Raw genomic sequence first — 21,094 nt, 5'->3', positions numbered from 1 at the left:
ATATGTAAAATTTACGAAGTGGGTATTTTAAAAATTGATACCGACAGGCTTAAAGTCTTTTTATTTAACCAATTCACCATTGAGTTTTAACAATTCTGTTTCCGCTATTTTAGCATCAAACTTTGCTTGTAATAATCTTGTTTGGACGTCTTCAAAAGTTTTTTGAGCTTCTTTTAATTCTAAAGAACTTGCACTACCAGCTCGAAAACGACCCAACATCAAATTCATGTTTTCTTCAGCAAGAATAGCATTCTCGACTTCTAATTTCATGGATTCTATTGCTGTTGAATAGTTATTATATGCATTTTGAATATTGTTTTTTAATTCAACCAAAGTGTTCTCCAAATAAATTTGAGCATTTTTAAGAGACACCTTAGCGTTTTGAATATTTCGGTTTACATAATTGCCATTAAATAAATTCCAGCTTGCATTGAAGCCAGTGCTCCATCCGAGATTTTGGTTATATAATAAAAAGCCCGCCTGATTCTTTGTTCTATTAAAGTTATAAGTTGCATTAAAACTTAAATTTGGATAACGTAAAGCTTGATTTTCATTAATAAGATATTCTGCAACAGAAATATTCGTTTGATAATATGAAACGGTGGTATTCGTTTTTGGCACATCAATATTTATTGTCGAAAGTGTTATAGCTGTATTTACTTCTATACTATCAATCACATCAAAATCGGTAATAGGATTTCTGGCAAGAATTATATTAAGCTTCAATTTCAAATTTTTTAATTCCGTTTGTAAGCTCAATCTGAAAGCTTTTTGTTCGTTTAAATCTAACTGCGCTTGTAAGAAATCAGTTTTGGCTGCGCTTCCAATTTCCCATTTTGTTTTAGCTATTTTACTTCGCTCTTCGTAAATACTAAGTAAGGAATTATTATTCAGATACAATTGTTTTTGTTTGACAATACTATAATAGGCACTGATAATAGCAGCAACTGTGTTTTCTAATTGTATTTTTACATTCAGATTGCTTAAGTTTTCTAGTTCTTTAAGTTTGTTGCGGGTGATAAACATTTTCATGCCATCAAATACAGTCCAATTTAAATTAATACCGGCATTTATATTGTTGGACTGCGCGCCTTTTTTATCAACTTCATTTCCTGTTACAAATTCTTGTTTAGTATTATTTCCAGAATAATTCAACCCACTATTGAAGCTAAGTTCAGGAAGCATTCCAGCATTACCACGACTATTATTATTTTTAGCAATTTCAGATTCATTGCGAATCATTCGAATGCTGTAATTGTTTTCTAATCCAATTGCGATGGCCTGTTTTATAGTTAAAATTTCTTGTCCAGTGCAGTCGAATATAAAAAACAAAAACAATAAACTAAATGAAAACTTCATCATGCTTTTTCGACTTTGATAAATATGAATAAATCGCTGGAATAACATACAAGCTTAAAATAAGTGAAAACAACACACCGCCTACTACAACAATACCCATTCCCATTCTGCTTTTTGCTCCAGCGCCTAATGCAAGAGCAATCGGCATCGCTCCTAAGGCCGTTGCAATACTAGTCATTAGGATTGGACGTAAGCGCATGACGGCAGCTTCTTGTATAGCTTCTGCCTTGGATTTGCCTTGTCTTTGTAATTGATTTGCAAATTCCACAATTAAGATTCCATTTTTTGTAACTAAACCTATCAACATAATAATTCCAATCTGACTAAAAATATTAAGCGTCTGATTAAAATACCATAAACTTAATAAGGCTCCAGCGATTGCAAGAGGCACCGTTATCATAATAATAAAAGGATCAATAAAGCTTTCAAATTGTGCTGATAGAACTAAGTAGATTAATACTAAAGCCAAAATAAAAGCAAACCAAACATTCGACGAACTTTCATCAAAATCTCTGGAGGCGCCCGTTAATGCAGTTGAAAAACTATCATCCAATTGAGTAGCTGCAATTCGTTTCATTTCTGTGATTCCATCAGCAATTGTAAAACCTGGTGCTAATCCTGCGGATACTGTGGCAGACATATATCTATTGTAATGATATAGTTGTGGCGGATTACTATTCTCTTCCAATGTTGCAATATTATCCAATTGAATTAATTGACCTGTTGAATTTCGGATAAAATATGATTTGAGATCAATGGGTTCATCTCTGTTTTCACGAGTCACCTGGCCTATAATCTGATACTGTTTTCCATTGATAGGAAAATAACCAAAACGTTGTCCGCTATAAGCCATTTGTAAAGTTTGTGCAATATCTAAAGTCGATACTCCCAAAGCTCTTGCTTTTTCTTTATCAATATTTATAGAGATTTCCGGGCGATTAAATTTAAGATTTACATCGGTGCCTTGAAATATTTTACTTTTATTAGCTTCCTCCATAAATTTCGGGATCACTTCTTTCAGTTTCTCAAAGTTTGGAGCTTGCAAAACAAACTGTACTGGTAAACCACCTCTGGGGCCACCACCACCTGTAGAGATGGTTTGTTCTTGTATAACAAAGGTTCGGGCAGCTGTAAAATTGGATGTCATTTTTGTAAGATATGCTGCAATCTGCTGTTGTGATCGTTGACGATCATCAGGGTCAAATAATCGCAATCTCACAAATCCTGAATTAACGGCTCCTGATCCTGTAAATCCAGGTGCCGTTACCGTTAAACACACTTGTTTTTCTGGTATAGAATCACTTATAAAATCAGATAATTGTTTCATAAAATGATCCGTATATTCATAAGACGAACCTTCAGGAGCTGAAACTTGTAAACGCAACCAACTTCGGTCTTCTAATGGAGCTAATTCTGATGGGATGGATTTTCCAATAAAATAGATTAAACTGATACAAGTTAAAATCACAATAACCGCAATATATCGTTTTGTTAAAAAGCCAGCTAAAGAATTCTTAAATCCATTTTCCATCTTTTGGTAAAAAGGTTCAGACCATTCATAAAAACGGCTTTTTTTATTATGTTTTCGAATCAATCGGGCATTTAACATAGGCGTTAAAGTCAAGGAGACGAAAGCCGATATTAATACAGCACCAGCAATTACAATTCCAAATTCTCGAAATAAACGGCCGACAAATCCTTCCATAAAAATTACTGGAAGAAATACTACAGCCAGTGTAATCGATGTAGAAATCACAGCAAAAAAGATTTCAGACGATCCCTGAAATGCTGCTTGCATAGGGGATAGGCCTTTCTCTACTTTTTTATAAATATTTTCAGTGACTACAATGCCATCATCAACTACAAGTCCGGTAGCTAAAACAATTGCAAGCAATGTTAAAATATTAACGGAAAATCCTAAAAGGTACATTATGAAAAATGCCCCAATTAAGGAAACAGGAATGTCAATCAAAGGTCGAAATGAAACTAACCAGTCTCTGAAAAATAAATAAATTATTAAAATGACGAGAAGAATCGCTATTAGGATAGTTTCTGCAACTTCCGTCACAGACTGTTTAATAAACTTTGTATTATCCAAAGAAATATTCAAAGAATAATCTTTTGGAAGTTCTGTACGGATTTGATCCATCCGTTTATAAAATGCATCCGCAATGTCAATATAATTAGAACCCGGTTGAGGAATCACCCCAATTCCAATCATCGGCACATTACTTTCCCGCAAAATTGTTTCTTCGTTTTCTGGACCCAATTGTGCATACCCAATATCTCTTAAACGAATGTTATTTCCTTCAATACTTTTGATAATAAGCTTATTAAATTCAACTTCTTTACTAAGCTTACCGGAGGTTTTTACGGTTAGTTCAGTTTGGTTTCCAGAAATTTTACCAGATGGTAATTCAACATTTTCCCGACTTATTGCTTGTTGGACATCGAGTGGTGTAAGTTTAAAAGATGCAAGTTTATTTGGATCCATCCAAATCCGCATCGCATATTTTTTTTGACCCCAAATTTGCACATTGCTTACCCCGGGAATTGTAATAAATCGTTGCGCTAATACATTTTCAGCATAATCACTTATTTCTAAATGACTCCGGGAATCACTTCGAATCGTCATGGATATTATGGCATCTGAGCTGGCATCAGATTTAGTAACCGTAGGCAAGCCATCAATATCGGCTGGTAATTGTCTTACTGCTTGAGAAACCTTATCGCGCACATCATTTGCAGCTGCTTCCATATTTGAACTTAATTCAAATTCAACAGTAATGCTGCTCATTCCCTGACTGCTTGATGATGATATCGATCGAATCCCTTCAATACCATTGATCGCTTTTTCCAGTGGTTCCGAAATCTGAGATTCAATGATATCTGCATTTGCACCAGCATAATTCGTACGCACGGTAATTACAGGGGGATCAATTGATGGAAACTCACGGATACCTAAAAAGCTATATCCAATCGCACCAAATAACACGATGATCAAATTTACTACAATTGCTAAAACAGGCCTTTTTATGAAAATGTGTGAAAAATTACTCATGGTCTGTAATTGATACTATTTTTACAGGACTCCCTGCTTTAAGTTGCATAATTCCACTTGTTATAAGTGTATCTCCTTCCTGTAATCCTTCTGTAATCTGAACTTGCGTTTCCGTTCTTAAGCCAGTAATTACTTTTACTTCCGCAGCCTTGCCACTTTTATAAACAAATACCTTATAGGCTTTTAGTATTGGAATTAATGCTTCCGTTGGAATCAGAATACTTTTTTCTTGATCTAACAGATTGATTTCAATCCGAACAAAAGATCCTGCAAGTAGCATGTTTTGTTTATTTGGACATTGCGCTCTTATTTTTAAACTTCTGGTGGATTCATTTATTACAGGTTCAATGGCTATTATTTTGGCTTCTGTCATTTTATCCGAAACATCACTTTTAAAGTAAATAGAACGCCCTAATTGTACTAACTTAGCATAACGCTCAGGAATTGAAAAATCAATTTTTACCGGATCCAATTGGTGTAAATTGGCAACTACGACAGCAGTAGATACATAGGATCCCTCACTTACGTTTTTGAAACCTAATCTACCGTTAAAGGGTGCTCTTAATTCAGTTTTTGCAATTTGTGTTTTAATTATTTCCTGATCTGCACGAATCAATTGAAGATTGTTGAGTGCCGATTCATATTCATCTTTACTGACACTATTAATTTCAAAAAGTTTCTTTTGACGAGATTCTTTTTCAATTGCAAGAAGCTCTTCAGTTTTTAGTTTTCTTAATTGAGCCTGAAGTTCAGAATCATTAATTTTCAACAATAATTCGCCTTTTTGGATATTCTTGCCTTCTGGTAAATTTAGTTTCATAATCTTGCCTGAAGTTTCCGGCACCAATTGAACCGACTCATTTGCAAGTATGGTTCCTGTTGAAAAAAGTGAATTTTTAACAATCTCAGATTTAGTGATGAGCGCTTGAATATTCATTGCAGCTTGACCTCCTCCTGGTTTTATTGCCTTCATTTGTGATGAACTGCCATCGATAATAAAATACTTTATACAGGCAAGAACTGCTATTATAAGTATAATAATAATTGCTAATTTTTTCATTTTTTTTATAAAAAAGATTTAAATCACATATTCGAGACCTGGACTTTCATTTATGGAATGCCCGGCTATGCTTAATAAATGTTAGAAACAATTAAAAGGCGTTCCGGTTTTATAAAATCTGAAAGATTTATAAATAAATAGAGCGGTCAATAAGAATAGCATGTATATGCAAGTATTTAGAACATGCCGTGAACTATGTAAAATGAGACTCATTAAATATCCAGATAAAGAAAATTCTGAAAAATATTCCAAATTCAAAATTGTTTTTAGTTCCCTGGACGCGCAATAGTGCCATAGTATTAATCGCCATTGAAACCATGCAGATACCTAGTATGATTAACATATGTTCAAAAACTGTTGGTAAGCTTCCAGATGCATATAAAGTAATCAACAATCCTGCTATATTAATTATAGCACCAATCAATATTCCAGGAATATTGGATTTATTTTTTAGAAGGAGGCTTAAAATTACCACTACAAAAGCGCTGCAATAAATTATAAAACTTACAGTTTCTGAAATAGAAATAAAATTAAGAATAGTTTACAAGGATTCTAGCTTAAATAGAACTTTGCAAATCCCACCATGTATGCAAACAAGAAATGCACGAAACATCCATGCAATAAAGGGATCCTGTGAATCAATTAGAGATAAGGGCATCGGAAGCTCCTTTGTTTTTAAAGATTTCGGTTTATATTTGCAGATTCAATATTCAATATGCAGAATCTTAGTGAGCAAGAAATTATCCGCAGGAATTCTTTGGCGGAAATAAGAAATTTAGGGATTAATCCATATCCACCTGAAGCATATGATGTGAATGCCTTTTCACTTCATATAAAAAAGAATTTCGATACGCATCCAGACGCATTTAAGGAGGTGCGATTAGCGGGAAGATTAATGATGGTTAGAGATATGGGCAAAGCGTGTTTTGCCGAATTGCAAGATAGTGAAGGTAAAATTCAATTTTATATAAAGCGGGATGAGGTTTGTCCTGATGAAGACAAAACGATTTATGATGTCTTATTTAAGAAATTAATTGATATTGGAGATTTTATTGGAATTTCTGGATATGTATTTCGGACTAAAGTAGGAGAAATTTCTGTACATGTTTCTGAATTCAAGCTATTAAGTAAATCTTTACATCCATTGCCGATTGTTAAAGTGGATGCAGAAGGCAATAAGCATGATGCATTTACAGATCCAGAGCAGCGGTATCGCCATCGTTATGTAGATTTAATAGTCAACCCCCATGTTCGTTCAATTTTTTTAAAGCGCACACATATTATTCAGGAGATGCGTAATTATTTTAATACGCAAGGTTGGTTGGAAGTAGAAACACCTGTTTTGCAAAGTATTCATGGAGGTGCAGCTGCAAGACCTTTTAAAACACATCACAATGCATTAGATATACCTCTATTTCTAAGAATTGCTAATGAATTATATTTAAAGCGTTTGATTGTTGGTGGTTTTGATGGAGTTTATGAATTTGGTAAAATGTTCCGAAATGAAGGCATGGATCGAACCCATAATCCGGAGTTTACTTCCATGGAAATATATGTTGCATACAAAGATTATATCTGGATGATGGAAATGGTGGAAACCATGTTGGAAAAAGTTGTTTTAGCCGTAAATGAGAAAACAACAGTGATGATAGGGGACTATGAAATAGATTTCAAAAAGCCTTTCCGCAGATTAAGCATGTATGATGCAATTAATGAGTATGCAGGATTTGATGTTGAAGGTAAATCAGAATCTGAATTAAAAGCATTTTGTAAATCCAAACATCTGGAAATTGATGAATCCATGGGTTCTGGTAAATTAATTGATGTAATCTTTTCTGAATTGGTAGAACATGTTTTAATTCAGCCCACCTATATTATTGATTATCCTATTGAAATGACTCCGCTAGCCAAAAAGCATAGAACAAAAGCAAGATTAGTGGAGCGATTTGAATTGTATGTTAATTCAAAAGAAATTGCGAATGCATACACAGAATTAAATGATCCAATAGACCAACGTCAGCGTTTTGAAGATCAATTACAATTAGCAGCACGCGGTGATGAAGAAGCGATGGCCATGGATGAAGATTTTCTTTTATCATTGGAATATGGAATGCCACCAACATCTGGATTGGGCATTGGAATTGATAGACTTACCATGATGCTCACCGGTCAGGAAGCTATTCAGGAAGTCTTGCTTTTCCCACAAATGAAGCCAATTAAAATATAAGAGCCTGATAGCGTTTGTTAGCTAGTAAATAGTAGAAGTTGTTTTCTAAAAGGGTTCTGCTAGTTTATAAATTTTGCTAGTCTAAACTAAAGTTGGATACGGTAGATAGCCTAATAAAACTTAACAGGTCTGGTTTTAAATTTTAGCAATCACATCTAAATTACCTTTTACAACCTGATTTAATGTGACTTTAATTTCAGCCTGCAATGGTAAATAGAGATCCACTCTTGAGCCGAATTTAATAAAACCAAAGTCTTCACCTTGTACAGCGGTTTCACCGGCTTTAGCATAGCAGCAAATTCTACGGGCTAGTGCACCTGCAATTTGACGCATTAAAATTTGCACTCCATCTTTTCGCTCTACAACTACAGTTGTGCGTTCGTTTTCGGTTGAAGATTTTGGATGCCAGGCAACAAGATATTTTCCGGGATGATATTTAGAATATTTCACAACTCCAGAAATTGGATACCGATTACTATGAACATTAAGAGGGTTCATAAAAATACTAACCAATTTACGTTTGTCTTTAAAATATTCTGTTTCCATTACTTCTTCAATAACAACAACTTTACCATCTGCAGGTGCATAAACAATGGAATCATTAATTTCAGGAATTTTGCGAATTGGATTTCTGAAAAAATTCAGAATAAGACAAAAGAAAATACCATACAGAATTACTATTGGCCAGAATAAAATAGCAACAAAATGTTGAACGATCTGAATCAAAATAACATATAAAATCAATGAGCTCAAAACCCAGATTTTACCTTCCTTATGAATGTACATATTTATTAATAATTAAAATAACAAAATAAAAATACCTACTGGTATTATATAAAAAAAACTATCGAATCGATCTAGAAATCCACCATGTCCTGGTAATAGATTGCCACTGTCTTTGATACCTGCAAGACGTTTCATTTTAGATTCATATAGATCCCCAATAGTCCCAGAAAGCCAAACCCCAATTCCTAAAAATAGTATCTTAATAAAGGGAAACGAATGGATAAATAAATACTCATTTACAATCCATGCCGCAAGGATGGCTGCGCACAATCCTCCAAAAGCTCCTTCGATGGTTTTTTTTGGAGAAATATCAGGTGCCATGAGTGTTTTGCCGATCCATCTTCCAGTAATATAAGCAAAGGTATCATTGCTCCAATTCAGAATTATAAGGCCTAATATAATATACTTATGAGCATTATAGTCTTGATATAAAAATGCGATTCCCACCAGAATTGGTAATCCTATATAAAAAATTCCAGCATACCAGGCATAATAAAACGAGTATTCTGTTTTTAAGAATAAAGAATATCCAAATAAAAATAATATAAAAACTACAATTACATTCAATTTAAGAATTAAATCATAAGGAAAAGTAACTTCGTGGACAAGGATAAGATTCAATAGGAGTAAGCCAATGATTGCTTGAATGCTTACAAAAAAAGCAGACTGAAATACTCCTTGTTTTTTTGTAAAATGTACAAACCACTCAAGGGTAGAAAATAAGAGAATTATTAAAAAGATACATGCAGCCGACCAGAATGTGTATAGCAGACCTATTATTATAGTAAGTCCGAGGATTGCACCGGTAATGCTCCTTTTAAACATGTTTGTTTAAATTGTATTTTGAAATAATAAGATAAGCAGTAAAGAGCATTATGAATAAACTAATATTCAATCCTAATAAATTTGGCATCTCTGGTTTAGCTTCCATTTGTTTTGTTAATTCCTCTTTATATAAATAAGCAGCAACTACCTGAATTCCATTATTTAGAAAATGAAGAAGTATTGAATACCATAGATTTCCACTAAATAAATAAACAAATCCAAGAGCGAAACCTAAAACAAATCTGGGTAAAAACCCTTGAAATTGCATATGAATGGCTGAAAAAATTATAGCACCAATGATTATACTCAGCCATCGTTTATGAGTCCATCGAATGAATTGATTCTGTAAAATTCCACGAAAAACCCATTCTTCAGCAATAGCAGGAATTAATGCAATTACAATGATTCCTATAATTAAATCACCAATAGATTTAAAGTCAAGCATTTTAAGAATGAACTCATTTAAACGGTTTTCATTAGTACTCATCCATTCTGGAAAAGTGATTAACTGATTAAGATAAGCGCTAAATCCTACCAATGGAATACAGCTTATGAAAAAGATTAAAAACAGAATGAAGGAATCTATTCGAAAAATTTGATGATTTAAGTCCTTTTTGAAATTTTGATTAAACTTCGCATAAAGAAAAGCAGGTAAAATAAGAGAAAACACCTGACTGCAAAGTTGAGATATGAGTAACTCTGATGCATTCATAGATTGTAGAATTGCATCTGAAGATTGCAAGGCTATAGCAAAGGTTCCACCTTTTAGTAGATAGGACCCTAAAACCAACAGATTGCTGGCTAATAACCCAAGGATTACAAATCCAACAAAAAAAAGCAACGAGATCCCATTATTTTTGACCATTTATTTAATAAACCCGGAATTTTATGACCAGACTGAGCGTAAATATCAATAAAATTGCATTAATAAGAAATTCAAGAGGCGGGAATCTTCCGGATTTAATAAAAGTGGCCCTTGATTGTGAGCGTTTTGGAGCGGAAGGCATAACCGTACATCCAAGACCAGACCAACGTCATATTCGGTATTCTGATATTCCGCTCCTTAAAGCTGTTTTAAAAACAGAATTTAATATCGAGGGTTTTCCAACTCCTGAATTTATTGACTTAGTTTGTAAAAACAAACCGGCCCAGGTAACTTTAGTGCCCGATGCACCGAATGTATTAACCTCTGATCAAGGTTGGGATATCGAGACTCATAGAGAATTCCTGATTCCTATTATCAAGCGGTTTAAAGACATAGGCATTCGGGTTTCTCTTTTTATGGATCCAGATCCAGAGATGCTAATTTGGGCTAAAGAAGTGGAAGCAGATCGTATTGAATTATATACCGGGGATTATGCCAAGACCTATGAATCAGACCAGGAAGTGGCAGTTAAAAATCACATTTTGGTAGCGGATAGAGCGGCTGAATTAGGTATAGGTATAAATGCTGGTCATGATCTTAATTTACAGAATTTAAAATACTATAAACAGCAATTAAGCAATCTTTTGGAGGTGTCAATCGGTCATTCTTTGGTCTGTGATGCTATTTATTTGGGTTTGGAAAATGTGATTCCAATGTACTTAAAATGTCTTAAATAGTTGTTATATAGATATTTATAAATATGGTTATAAATAATGTATAATTTATTGAAAAAAACTTAAGATTTTCTTAACCAATTTCTTTTGGAATTTACAAAGACTAGTATCTTTGGGGGTTAACAATAAATTAAGCAAACTAAAACTTAGCAAATTATGAAGAAAGTTTTATTCGTTTTTCTGTCCCTTTTCATCATCCTGCAAATGGCACATGCCCAACGGATGATTAAAGGAACTATTACTGATAAAGGTGGAAATCCCTTAATAGGGGCCAATGTGTTGGGTAAAGGCACCGATGCAGGAACTGTTACAGACATTAATGGGAATTATTCCTTAAGCTTACCCAGTGGGGTAAACGTCGTAGTTATTAGCTACATAGGATATAATTCTCAAGAAATTTCATTGGCTACATCAAATTTAATTGATGTGTCATTGGAAGAAGGCGTGTTGTTAGAAGAAGCAGTGGTTACAGCCCTTGGTATTTCTAAGGAAAAGAAAACACTCGGTTATGCATCATCAAGCGTAAATAATGCAACGATTACGCAAACTCGAAATTCAAATGTTTTGGATGCACTCTCCGGGAGGGTTCCTGGGTTGACGATTCAAACCAATTCTGGTTCCCCAGGAGCATCATCTTCGATATCCATTCGTGGATTTGCCAGCGTCACAGGCCGGACAGAGCCGTTAATGGTTGTTGATGGAGTTCCAGTTAACAATAGAACCAATAATGGGATTACAAACACAAATAATTCTTCAGATGATTTTAATAGATCTGCAGATTATGGTAATCAATTTAGTGATTTGAATCCGAATGATATTGAAAATGTATCCATTTTGAGAGGTAGTGCTGCAACAGCTTTATATGGAAGCCGGGGCGCTGCAGGTGTAATTTTAGTGACTACAAAATCTGGAAAGAAAAACGAGAAACTATCAGTTGAATATAGTGGCTCCTATTCCCAATCCAGGGTTTTGAGAGTTCCACATTTGCAAAATTCTTATGGACAAGGATGGAGTGGTTTATTTGCCTATGAAGAAAATGGAAGTTGGGGACCTAGAGCAGATGGTAGAGATCGCTTATGGGGTAATGTCGTAGATAATTCACAACTGCTAAAGCCATTTGTTGTACTTGAAGATAATCAAAAAGATTTTTTAGAAGTTGGTCAAACGCAAGATCATTCCTTCGGAATTAGTGGTGGAAATGAATCCTCAAGTTTTAGACTCGGCTATTCTTATTTAAATTCTGATGGAATTATACCACTTGATAAAGATAAATTGGTTAGAAACAGCTTCTCTTTTAATGGAGGTACTTCCTTTAAAAAGTTAACGATTAGCACTGGTGTTAATTTTATCGTTAAAAACTTGGATGCAGTAGCAAGTGGTCAAGGAGATGATGCTGGTGCAGGAAAAGTTATTTGGCAAGAAATTATTCAAGTGCCAAGAGATCATTCAATTTTGGATTATGCGGATTATAAGAATAAGTTTTATAACTTAGATAATTTCCATACTTTATACGCACAGAATCCATATTTCATTTTAAATGAAACAGGTAATAATTTTAATGAAAATAGGGTAATAGGTAATATGCAATTTACCTACGATTTATTTAAAAATTTTAAAGTAAATTGGAGAGTTGGAGGTGATTATGGGAATGCAACTATATTAGAATATGGAAACGTAGCTAGAATTACAGCTGGATCTCCTAATGATCCTGCAAATGATGTGGTTGGTAAAGTGGCAGAAGCTAACATTACAAATAAGCAATTAAATTCAGATTTCTTTCTTACCTATGACATTCCATTAAATTCCTCATGGGATTTAAGTTTATTGGCGGGCCATAATGCAAACCAATCTGATTTCCGTTCATTTTCAACAGAAGTTACCAATTTGTCAATACCAGGATTTTACAATTTGTCAAATACAACTACACAGCCCGTTACGAATACAATTTATGAAAAACGGAGACTCATTGGTGTTTATGGTACGGCGACTTTAGGTTTTAATAATTGGTTATATTTAGGCGCACAAGCTCGGAATGACTGGTCTAGTACCTTGCCAAAAGAGAATAATTCATTTTTCTACCCAGGCTTTACAGTAGGAGCTGTTTTATCTGAAGGATTTACCTTACCTACCATGTTTAATTATCTTAAACTCAGAGCAGGATATGCTTTTACAGGCAATGATGCAAAGCCATACAGAATTAACCCTGTTTACGCGGGAGCACAATCAAGAGCTGGTGGTTTTGGATTTGTAAATTTTCCAATTGGTGGCGTAAACTCGTTTGAAGTAGGAGATCGTATTGGTAACCCTAATTTAAAGCCAGAAATAACAGATGAACTTGAATTTGGAGTTGAAGCAAATTTATTTTCAAAAAGAATTGGAGTAGATTTCTCTTGGTATGATAAAAGAACAAATGATCAAATTATTGAAATAGATATTGATCCAACATCAGGTTACAGATTTCAAGTTGTAAACCTAGGTGAAATCCAAAATACTGGAATCGAACTTTTACTAGATTTAGTTCCTATTCGTACAAAGAATTTTGAATGGTCAGTAAGTTGGAATTACTCTAAAAACACAAATAAAGTATTGTCATTAGGAGTTGATACATCTACCAGTTTATTATTGAATGATGTTTATAATACGGAATTAAGAGCGGAAATTGGTAAACCTGTTGGTACCATTTATACGCCTGACGTAAAAAGAGATCCAAACGGCAATATTATTGTAAATGGTGCCACTGGCTTGCCATTGCAAAGTGAAGAAAAAGTATATAGAGGTACCATAAATCCTGACTTTATCACAGGCATAGGTACAAGTTTACGTTATAAGTCATGGACATTAGGTGCAAATTGTGATTATAGAAAAGGAGGACTTTTTTATTCTTATACCGCAAGATTAAATTATTTTGTTGGGAATGCTTATAATACACAATACAATGACAGAGAACCTTGGATTGTACCAAATTCTGTAATTGATAATGGGGATGGAACATTTTCAGAAAATACAACACCGATATCAAGAGCAGATGTATTTACATATTATGGAGCAACACCATCTTATGAGTACAATCACGTATTAGATAAAACCTTCTTTAAATTGAGAAATGTTTCCTTGACTTGGAGCCCTAATTTTAACCTTGTTAAAGGCTCTATGTTTCATTTGAATTCAATCTCAGTTTGGGGAAGAAATTTAGCTATATGGACGCCATCTGATAATCATTTTGTGGATCCTGAATCAAATACATTCGGTACTTCATTAGATCGTCAGCTTGGAGAGTTCTCCTCTGCTCCATCTAGTTCAAGTTACGGGATTACTGTAAATTTTAAATATTAATTTATTAATTTATTTAAGTATGAAAAATATATTAAAATTAAATATTGTTCTTTGTATAATACTATTTGGATCTTGTAATGACTGGTTAGATGTAAATACAGATCCAAATAATCCTTCACAGGTTAGCTTAGATTTGATTTTGCCAAACGCTCAAATGCAGATAGCATCGGCGATGGCAGGTGATTATGCACTTTTAGGAGGATTATGGTCACAGCACTGGACGCAAAGTCATATTGCATCTCAGTATAAAGACATTGACTCCTATGATTTAACAGATAAAGATTTAGAAATTGCATGGACAGAAATGTTTAGTGATGGTTTAGTTGATTTTGAAGAAATCAAGAGACAAGCATCGGCATCTGGTAATTGGAATGCATATTTACAAGCAGTGTGTATGCAGACCTATGGATTTCAGTTATTAGCTGATTTTTATGATAAAATTCCATACACGGAAGCGTTAAAGGGGGAAAGCCTTTCTAAACCAAAATGGGATGATGGTGAAGTTGTTTATGATGGAATGATATCCGCTTTAAACGAGGCTTTATCAAAAGATTTTTCAGCAGCCACAAATACGGCATTGACTACAGATTTTGTTTTTGGTGGAACGAATAGAACTGCTCAAATCAATAGCTGGGTAAGATTTGCAAATACATTAAAATTGAAAATTTATCTTCGTCAAACTGAAAGTGCAAGAAAAGCAGATGCTCTTGTTAAAATTAAAGACTTATTAGCGACTAATAATTTTTTGCAGGAAGCAGCGACAATTGATGTGTTTATTGATGAAGCAAATCGGTCAAATCCTTTGTATGAAAACAATGTGAGACAATTAAATGTTGCTACGAATTTAAGAGCAAGTTTTACTTTTCTTTCATTTTTACAATTGCATGCAGATCCAAGGTTAGATGCTTATTTTACTACAGGTGCTACAGGTCATTTTGCATTGGCTCAAGGAGATTTTAATGAATTGACTTCAGTTACCCCAGGTGACAAAACTTCCAAAGCCAATTTTTCTCCAACAACGCCCGTTTATTTGTTTTCATTAGATGAAATTCATTTTATGTTAGCAGAAGCAAATTTGAGGGCTGGTAATAGTTCTGATGAATCAAATTATTACGATGGTGTCAAGGCAGCATTTAATAAATTTGGTTTAACAGCACCACAATCCTTATTAGATGGTGACTATAAATATCCTTCTGGTGGTACGTTTGATCAAAAATTAGAAGCAATTATTGTTCAGAAATGGGCAGGAAGTGTTAATCAAGGTCACGAATCTTATTTTGATCACAATAGGACAGGCTACCCAAGAATATCAAGTGTTCCGGCATATAATCCGAATGGTGAAGTAAATCCCAGTTATATTCCGGGTCAGTTTACCTATTCAATTCAAGGGGTAACCGGAGGTGCATTTCCAAAACGATTAATCTATCCAGATATTTCCAGAAGGGTGAATCCAAATACTCCAGCTTTTACTCCAATTACTACAAAAGTGTGGTGGGCAAAATAATTATTATTAAATAAAAACTTTTAAAATGAAAAATTATAGCTTATTATATCTTTTAGTATCTAGTTTTTTTCTATTATCATCTTGTGAAGAAGAAACAACAGATAATGTATCCAGAATCACGTACTTTCCAATAATAACCTTAACTGGTCAGCAATGGAATACGGTAAAGCAAGGTGGTTCATGGACTGATCCGGGAGCGAAAGCTTTTGAAGGTGAAACCGAAATTACCTTAGCTGTTGGTGGGGATCAGGTAGATACGAATGTACCCGGCGTATATACCATTACCTATACAGCTGTCAATAAAGATGGTTATTCTGCAACAGAATACAGATATATTGGTGTTATCGCTCCAGAAGTTGAAGGTGTTGATATGTCAGGTCAATATAAACGAAATGCAGGTGCACTGGGCGTAAGTACGGTCAAAAAAATATCGGATAACTTTTATTCCAGTGATAATGTAGGCGGTGTTGCTGCACCTGGACCTGCTACTACTGTTTATTTCTATCATTATCAGACTAAGAAATTAGGAGTTCCTCTGCAATTAGTAGCTGGCTCACCTTTTTATTGTGATATGACGAATTTTGAACTCGGGGTAAAATATTCCTGGAGAGTCATTAACTCTGGATATGGACCAGCTGTTAGAACCTTTGTTAAACTTTAAATATTGAATTTATGAAAAGTATAAAATATTTAGTATTCTTATTTCTTATTACATTTCAAAGTTGTGATCTTACAGATGAGCCGGCAATTACCGGAACCGCTGTGCAGAGCATGGCAGGAGAGTGGTTCTTGCAATTAGCAGATGCAACGGATGGCACTTTGTATGTTGATTATAGTATGTGTACAACATCCAATACAGCCGCGAATACAGCAGACAAAATGTGGTTTTTCGATCACGATCATTTTTTCTCCACTCAAAATAAATTATCTGTAAATATTAATGATCTAAGCTTTAGTTCAGATGATGATAATTTATTGTATGATGCTACTCATAAAGCGCCAACTGGCAAACCAGTTGTGGCCATCGGAACTGTAAAAACTGTTCTTTCTGCAACGCCAGCTAAGATTAAAATCACAAATGGAAAAATTTTGAAAAATGCTGCAAGGCCACCTTCAAAAACAACAACGGATTCTTTGTATATGTTAATGACTGGAGTTTATTCCCAATTTAACTATATGGCAGATACTTACCAAATTAATGGGGTAGATACCACCGTTGTTTGGAAATTAGTGAGCACACTGACTGCAGATGATGGTCCATATGCTATTTCTGGATACAGACGGACTGGATTTTTAGAAGATGAACATTAAATTTTAATTTAATTAATAAAAAAGCCAGGAAAATCCTGGCTTTTTTATTAAAAATTATTGCTTACCTTTGCGTTCCTAAATATTTAAAATTTATGCTCATTATTGATGTAAAAGACTCAGAATCCATTGACAGGGCCCTCAAAAAGTATAAAAAGAAATTTGAGCAGTCTCAAACCTTGCGTCAACTTCGGAATCGTAAACATTTCACAAAGCCTTCTATTGAAAGAAGATCAGAAGTGTTAAAAGCAGTCTACCGGGAAGAATATATTTCTCGTAACATATAATATTTATCTTTAATATTTATATTGTTTGTAATCTATGACTTAGCTTTGATCTAAGTTATGGATAGTGTTTTATTATTTCATCGTTTTCTAAGTGCTGAAAAGCGATATTCTTTGCATACCTGTGAAGCCTACATGCTCGATGTCAGGCAATTTCAAGATTTTATTAAGAATCAATATAACTTTCATTCATTTCAGGAAGTTTTAAGTATTCATATTCGTTCCTGGTTGGCTAAAATGAATGAAAGAGGTATCGATACCCGATCCATTCGAAGAAAATGTTCCAGTTTAAATACATTTTATCGCTTTCTTCTAAAGCGTGAATTGGCAACAAGTAATCCTTTAGCAAAAATAATAGCTCCTAAAATAAAGAAACGCTTGCCAATTATTGTCAAAGAGTCTGAAATGATATTTTTAGATTCAGATAAAAACGATGATCCGGACGATTATAAAGAAATGTTGACGGATCTTATCGTAAAATCGTTTTATAGCTTAGGTATTCGGCGATCAGAGCTTATCGATCTAAAATACAAAAATGTTAAATTGGATCAAGGGCAATTGAAAGTTATGGGAAAAGGGGGGAAGGAGCGAATAATTCCTTTTGGTAATGAACTAAGGCAAAATTTTGAGCGTTACATAATAAGACGAGAGGATATAAAATTGGTAGATGTGGAGAATTTTTTTGTAATGAAGAATGGAAAGAAGTTATATCCTAAAATGGTATATTTATTAGTAAGTCAATGGCTTAAGTATCGTTCAAACAGCTCTAAAAAGAGTCCTCATATATTGAGACACAGTTTTGCAACCCATTTAGCAGATCACGGTGCAGATATTTATGCAATTAAAGAACTTTTAGGACATTCCTCACTTGCTGCAACGCAAGTGTATACCCACAATTCTATTGAACAATTAAGAAAGGCATATTCGCAAGCACATCCTCGGGCTTTTAGATCCAACAATTCTATGGAGGATTCACTTGTAATCAGAAGGTAAATCATTTATTCACTAAATATTCTAAAACTATGGTAACTAGAATTCAATCCATTCATTTTGATGCTGATTTGAAACTCATTTCATTGATTGAGGAAAAAATAGCACGTCTGGCTCATTATGTTCAAGATATGGCTATTGAGGCGAGAGTGATCCTTAAATTGGAGCACGTTGGAAAAATACAGGATAAAATTATTGAAGTTATTATAAACCTACCAGGTCAACCTATGGTCGTAAAAAGTACTCGTAAGAGCTTTGAAGAAGCACTCTCTGATGTAATGGCCACGCTCAAAAAACAGTTGACAAGATACAAGGAGCGTATTCAAGAAAAGCACAAAGATTCATTCAAACAGTGAATTTTAATTTATTTCATTTCTCTAAATATATGAAAATCAATCAATTATAATTTAAGCTTCGGATTAACAAATACTTGATATTTTTTTCATTCTATTTTTTCAAATAGTTATATCTTTGCAATCTCTTTTTTGAAGGGTATAGTCGTATGTCCTTTAGATTAGTAATAGAGGCCAGTGTAGCTCAGTTGGTAGAGCAGCTGACTTGTAATCAGCTGGTCGGGGGTTCGAGTCCGTCCACTGGCTCTATAAATTGTGTAGGGGGTGCGCCGGAGTTGGAGAGCCGGGCCAGACTGTAAATCTGGTGTCTATGACTGAATGGGTTCGAGTCCAATCACCCCCACAATTCAGAATGAGTGTGAGCGTGAAATAGGGAATGAAAATAGTAACACACAAAGGTGTTTATTAGGTATCAAAAACTAAGAGTGCTCCAAGATTCAAATTCTGCATTAAATGGTTTAGCATAAAGATTGTTAAATTAAGTATATTTAAAGATCAACACACACACACACACACATTCACACACACGCAGCATTGCGGGAGTAGCTCAGTTGGTAGAGCATTAGCCTTCCAAGCTAAGGGTCGCGGGTTCGAGTCTCGTCTCCCGCTCAATAGAATATGGAATCTTTATTTATCTATTTTAAATAAAGTATGAAACAAACAAACAGATTTTACAACGGTAGAATCTTGAATTTTAAAAGAATCAAGGAAGGTTATAAACCAGATCCTATTAATTCCAGCCAATGTAGCTCAGGGGTAGAGCACTTCCATGGTAAGGAAGGGGTCAAGGGTTCAATTCCCTTCATTGGCTCAAAAGAGTAGAAATTTTCATTTAAACATAAAAGTAAAATTAGTCACCAATGGCAAAGGAAACATTTAATCGGTCAAAACCTCACGTCAACATAGGTACCATCGGTCACGTTGACCACGGTAAAACGACCTTGACCTCGGCAATTACTTCTGTTCTTTCAGAGCAGGGTCTAGCTCAGAAAAAAGATTACGATTCGATTGACAACGCTCCGGAGGAAAAGGAGAGAGGTATTACGATTAATACCGCACACGTTGAATATGAAACAAAAAACAGGCATTATGCACACGTAGATTGCCCGGGTCACGCGGATTATGTTAAAAACATGGTTACGGGTGCTGCTCAAATGGATGGTGCAATTCTGGTGGTAGCTGCAACAGATGGTCCAATGCCACAAACTCGGGAACATATTCTTTTAGCACGTCAGGTTGGTGTACCTAGAGTAGTAGTTTTTATGAATAAGGTAGACCTTGTTGATGATCCTGAAATGTTGGATCTTGTAGAAATGGAAGTTCGTGAGTTGTTAGATAAATATGAATATAAAGGGGATATATCTATTATTAAAGGATCTGCTTTAAAAGCATTAGAAGGTGATCCAGCAGGTAAACAAGCAATCCATGATTTAATGGATGCTGTAGATAAAGAAATTCCAGAACCAATACGTTTAGTAGATCAACCATTTTTGATGCCAGTAGAAGACGTATTTTCTATTACAGGTCGTGGAACAGTAGCTACGGGTAGAATAGAAAGAGGTGTGATTAAAGTTGGTGAAAACGTTGAGATCATAGGAATGATGCCAGCAGGAACCAAACCTTTATCATCTACTTGTACAGGTGTTGAAATGTTCCGTAAATTATTGGATCGTGGAGAAGCTGGTGATAATGCAGGGATTTTATTAAGAGGTATAGAGAAAGATGATATTCGTAGAGGCATGGTTATTTGTGCGCCAGGATCTGTGAAGCCTCATATGAAATTCAAATGTGAAGTTTATGTACTTTCAAAAGATGAAGGTGGTCGTCATACACCATTCTTTAAAGGATATCGTCCACAATTCTATTTTAGAACCACAGATGTAACAGGAGAAGTATTTTTACCTGAAGGTGTTGAAATGGTTATGCCTGGAGACAATATATCTTTAGAAGTAGCGTTGATAAACCCAATTGCAATGGAGAAAGGTCTTCGTTTCGCGATTCGGGAAGGTGGCCGTACCGTTGGTGCAGGTCAGGTAACTGAAATTCTTGATTAAAAATAATTTTGTGTATTTCTCAAATCAGGAATAAGGTTTTAGTTATTCTTGATTTGAGATATACGGGCATAGCTCAACTGGCAGAGCGACGGTCTCCAAAACCGTAGGCTGAGGGTTCAAGTCCTTCTGCCCGTGCAAAAGAAACTTAAAAGCGATGGATAAGATATTACTATATCTGAGAGAAAGTTATAATGAGTTGATGGAAAAAGTTTCCTGGCCAACCAGGCAAAACTTAGTCGACAGTGCGAAGGTGGTAGTTATTTCTGCCGTCATATTGTCAATTATAGTTTTTGTTATGGACTTTGCTGTCAACCAGGTTCTTACGTTTATCTATAGCTTATAATGAACGCC

At 34.6% G+C, this 21,094-nt stretch carries 17 protein-coding genes and 5 tRNA genes; 16 read left to right on the top strand and 6 right to left on the bottom strand.

The window, feature by feature from the left end:
• Positions 1-60: 60 nt before the first annotated feature.
• The 3 genes from IPO86_11840 to IPO86_11830 are packed head-to-tail and all read right to left on the bottom strand — an operon-like array spanning position 61 to position 5,480.
• The gene (locus IPO86_11840; GenBank protein ID MBK9728797.1) at positions 61-1,362 is read right to left on the bottom strand and encodes a TolC family protein; all 1,302 of its coding nucleotides are present in this window, start codon (positions 1,360-1,362) and stop codon (positions 61-63) included.
• Entirely contained in the window at positions 1,343-4,420 is a 3,078-nt protein-coding gene (locus tag IPO86_11835) for an efflux RND transporter permease subunit (GenBank protein ID MBK9728796.1), read from the bottom strand. The genes IPO86_11840 and IPO86_11835 overlap by 20 nt, the downstream gene beginning before the upstream one ends.
• Positions 4,413-5,480, bottom strand: coding sequence for an efflux RND transporter periplasmic adaptor subunit (locus IPO86_11830; protein ID MBK9728795.1), 1,068 nt, complete (start codon positions 5,478-5,480; stop codon positions 4,413-4,415). Before IPO86_11830 ends, IPO86_11835 begins: the two co-directional genes overlap by 8 nt.
• Positions 5,481-6,195: 715 nt before the next feature.
• Between IPO86_11830 and lysS the strand changes: the two genes are divergently transcribed.
• Positions 6,196-7,707, top strand: coding sequence for a lysine--tRNA ligase (gene lysS, locus IPO86_11825; protein MBK9728794.1), 1,512 nt, complete (start codon positions 6,196-6,198; stop codon positions 7,705-7,707).
• 135 nt (positions 7,708-7,842) lie between these two features.
• On the opposite strand, the gene IPO86_11820 is transcribed toward lysS, so the two are convergent.
• The 3 genes from IPO86_11820 to IPO86_11810 are packed head-to-tail and all read right to left on the bottom strand — an operon-like array spanning position 7,843 to position 10,183.
• Positions 7,843-8,493 carry a phosphatidylserine decarboxylase family protein gene (locus IPO86_11820; GenBank protein ID MBK9728793.1) on the bottom strand — a complete coding sequence of 217 codons (651 nt, stop codon included), beginning with the start codon at positions 8,491-8,493 and terminating at the stop codon, positions 7,843-7,845.
• A 12-nt stretch (positions 8,494-8,505) separates the two neighbouring features.
• Positions 8,506-9,318 carry a phosphatidate cytidylyltransferase gene (locus tag IPO86_11815; protein MBK9728792.1) on the bottom strand — a complete coding sequence of 271 codons (813 nt, stop codon included), beginning with the start codon at positions 9,316-9,318 and terminating at the stop codon, positions 8,506-8,508.
• Positions 9,311-10,183, bottom strand: coding sequence for a CPBP family intramembrane metalloprotease (locus tag IPO86_11810; GenBank protein MBK9728791.1), 873 nt, complete (start codon positions 10,181-10,183; stop codon positions 9,311-9,313). The genes IPO86_11815 and IPO86_11810 overlap by 8 nt, the downstream gene beginning before the upstream one ends.
• A gap of 23 nt (positions 10,184-10,206) precedes the next feature.
• Between IPO86_11810 and IPO86_11805 the strand changes: the two genes are divergently transcribed.
• From IPO86_11805 to secE, 15 genes are all read left to right on the top strand, one after another.
• Positions 10,207-10,920, top strand: a complete 714-nt coding sequence (locus IPO86_11805; protein MBK9728790.1) for a pyridoxine 5'-phosphate synthase — start codon at positions 10,207-10,209, stop codon at positions 10,918-10,920.
• Between the two features lie 201 nt (positions 10,921-11,121).
• Complete coding sequence (locus tag IPO86_11800) at positions 11,122-14,250, top strand: SusC/RagA family TonB-linked outer membrane protein (GenBank protein MBK9728789.1); 3,129 nt, start codon at positions 11,122-11,124, stop codon at positions 14,248-14,250.
• A 19-nt stretch (positions 14,251-14,269) separates the two neighbouring features.
• Entirely contained in the window at positions 14,270-15,754 is a 1,485-nt protein-coding gene (locus tag IPO86_11795) for a SusD/RagB family nutrient-binding outer membrane lipoprotein (protein ID MBK9728788.1), read from the top strand.
• Between the two features lie 25 nt (positions 15,755-15,779).
• Positions 15,780-16,415, top strand: a complete 636-nt coding sequence (locus IPO86_11790) for a DUF5011 domain-containing protein (GenBank protein MBK9728787.1) — start codon at positions 15,780-15,782, stop codon at positions 16,413-16,415.
• An 11-nt stretch (positions 16,416-16,426) separates the two neighbouring features.
• Positions 16,427-17,065: a hypothetical protein gene (locus IPO86_11785; protein ID MBK9728786.1), complete on the top strand. Its 639-nt coding sequence runs from the start codon at positions 16,427-16,429 to the stop codon at positions 17,063-17,065.
• 92 nt (positions 17,066-17,157) lie between these two features.
• Positions 17,158-17,349 carry a 30S ribosomal protein S21 gene (locus IPO86_11780; GenBank protein ID MBK9728785.1) on the top strand — a complete coding sequence of 64 codons (192 nt, stop codon included), beginning with the start codon at positions 17,158-17,160 and terminating at the stop codon, positions 17,347-17,349.
• A 57-nt stretch (positions 17,350-17,406) separates the two neighbouring features.
• Positions 17,407-18,339 (top strand): tyrosine-type recombinase/integrase, encoded by a 933-nt coding sequence (locus tag IPO86_11775; protein ID MBK9728784.1) that lies wholly within the window; start codon positions 17,407-17,409, stop codon positions 18,337-18,339.
• A 29-nt stretch (positions 18,340-18,368) separates the two neighbouring features.
• Positions 18,369-18,692 (top strand): ribosome-associated translation inhibitor RaiA, encoded by a 324-nt coding sequence (raiA, locus tag IPO86_11770; GenBank protein ID MBK9728783.1) that lies wholly within the window; start codon positions 18,369-18,371, stop codon positions 18,690-18,692.
• Between the two features lie 170 nt (positions 18,693-18,862).
• Positions 18,863-18,935: transfer RNA gene (locus IPO86_11765), tRNA-Thr, on the top strand.
• 14 nt (positions 18,936-18,949) lie between these two features.
• A tRNA-Tyr gene (locus tag IPO86_11760) sits at positions 18,950-19,032 on the top strand.
• 193 nt (positions 19,033-19,225) lie between these two features.
• Positions 19,226-19,298 (top strand) — tRNA-Gly (locus tag IPO86_11755).
• A 130-nt stretch (positions 19,299-19,428) separates the two neighbouring features.
• Positions 19,429-19,500: transfer RNA gene (locus tag IPO86_11750), tRNA-Thr, on the top strand.
• Positions 19,501-19,549: 49 nt separating this feature from the next.
• Positions 19,550-20,743, top strand: a complete 1,194-nt coding sequence (tuf, locus tag IPO86_11745; protein ID MBK9728782.1) for an elongation factor Tu — start codon at positions 19,550-19,552, stop codon at positions 20,741-20,743.
• A gap of 62 nt (positions 20,744-20,805) precedes the next feature.
• Positions 20,806-20,878, top strand: a tRNA-Trp gene (locus IPO86_11740).
• A 19-nt stretch (positions 20,879-20,897) separates the two neighbouring features.
• Positions 20,898-21,086 (top strand): preprotein translocase subunit SecE, encoded by a 189-nt coding sequence (gene secE, locus IPO86_11735; GenBank protein MBK9728781.1) that lies wholly within the window; start codon positions 20,898-20,900, stop codon positions 21,084-21,086.
• Positions 21,087-21,094 lie beyond the last annotated feature (8 nt).

The organism is Saprospiraceae bacterium (assembly GCA_016717265.1).
GTDB lineage: Bacteria > Bacteroidota > Bacteroidia > Chitinophagales > Saprospiraceae > Vicinibacter.
This window is presented reverse-complemented; position numbering and strand designations above follow the sequence as displayed.

What these genes read in the sequence shown, in the direction of transcription:
- IPO86_11840 (MBK9728797.1), bottom strand. Translation starts at nt 1,362, where the DNA reads ATGATGAAGTTTTCATTTAGTTTATTGTTTTTGTTTTTTATATTCGAC.
- IPO86_11835 (MBK9728796.1), bottom strand. Translation starts at nt 4,420, where the DNA reads ATGAGTAATTTTTCACACATTTTCATAAAAAGGCCTGTTTTAGCAATT.
- IPO86_11830 (MBK9728795.1), bottom strand. Translation starts at nt 5,480, where the DNA reads ATGAAAAAATTAGCAATTATTATTATACTTATAATAGCAGTTCTTGCC.
- lysS (MBK9728794.1), top strand. Translation starts at nt 6,196, where the DNA reads ATGCAGAATCTTAGTGAGCAAGAAATTATCCGCAGGAATTCTTTGGCG.
- IPO86_11820 (MBK9728793.1), bottom strand. Translation starts at nt 8,493, where the DNA reads ATGTACATTCATAAGGAAGGTAAAATCTGGGTTTTGAGCTCATTGATT.
- IPO86_11815 (MBK9728792.1), bottom strand. Translation starts at nt 9,318, where the DNA reads ATGTTTAAAAGGAGCATTACCGGTGCAATCCTCGGACTTACTATAATA.
- IPO86_11810 (MBK9728791.1), bottom strand. Translation starts at nt 10,183, where the DNA reads ATGGTCAAAAATAATGGGATCTCGTTGCTTTTTTTTGTTGGATTTGTA.
- IPO86_11805 (MBK9728790.1), top strand. Translation starts at nt 10,207, where the DNA reads ATGACCAGACTGAGCGTAAATATCAATAAAATTGCATTAATAAGAAAT.
- IPO86_11800 (MBK9728789.1), top strand. Translation starts at nt 11,122, where the DNA reads ATGGCACATGCCCAACGGATGATTAAAGGAACTATTACTGATAAAGGT.
- IPO86_11795 (MBK9728788.1), top strand. Translation starts at nt 14,270, where the DNA reads ATGAAAAATATATTAAAATTAAATATTGTTCTTTGTATAATACTATTT.
- IPO86_11790 (MBK9728787.1), top strand. Translation starts at nt 15,780, where the DNA reads ATGAAAAATTATAGCTTATTATATCTTTTAGTATCTAGTTTTTTTCTA.
- IPO86_11785 (MBK9728786.1), top strand. Translation starts at nt 16,427, where the DNA reads ATGAAAAGTATAAAATATTTAGTATTCTTATTTCTTATTACATTTCAA.
- IPO86_11780 (MBK9728785.1), top strand. Translation starts at nt 17,158, where the DNA reads ATGCTCATTATTGATGTAAAAGACTCAGAATCCATTGACAGGGCCCTC.
- IPO86_11775 (MBK9728784.1), top strand. Translation starts at nt 17,407, where the DNA reads ATGGATAGTGTTTTATTATTTCATCGTTTTCTAAGTGCTGAAAAGCGA.
- raiA (MBK9728783.1), top strand. Translation starts at nt 18,369, where the DNA reads ATGGTAACTAGAATTCAATCCATTCATTTTGATGCTGATTTGAAACTC.
- tuf (MBK9728782.1), top strand. Translation starts at nt 19,550, where the DNA reads ATGGCAAAGGAAACATTTAATCGGTCAAAACCTCACGTCAACATAGGT.
- secE (MBK9728781.1), top strand. Translation starts at nt 20,898, where the DNA reads ATGGATAAGATATTACTATATCTGAGAGAAAGTTATAATGAGTTGATG.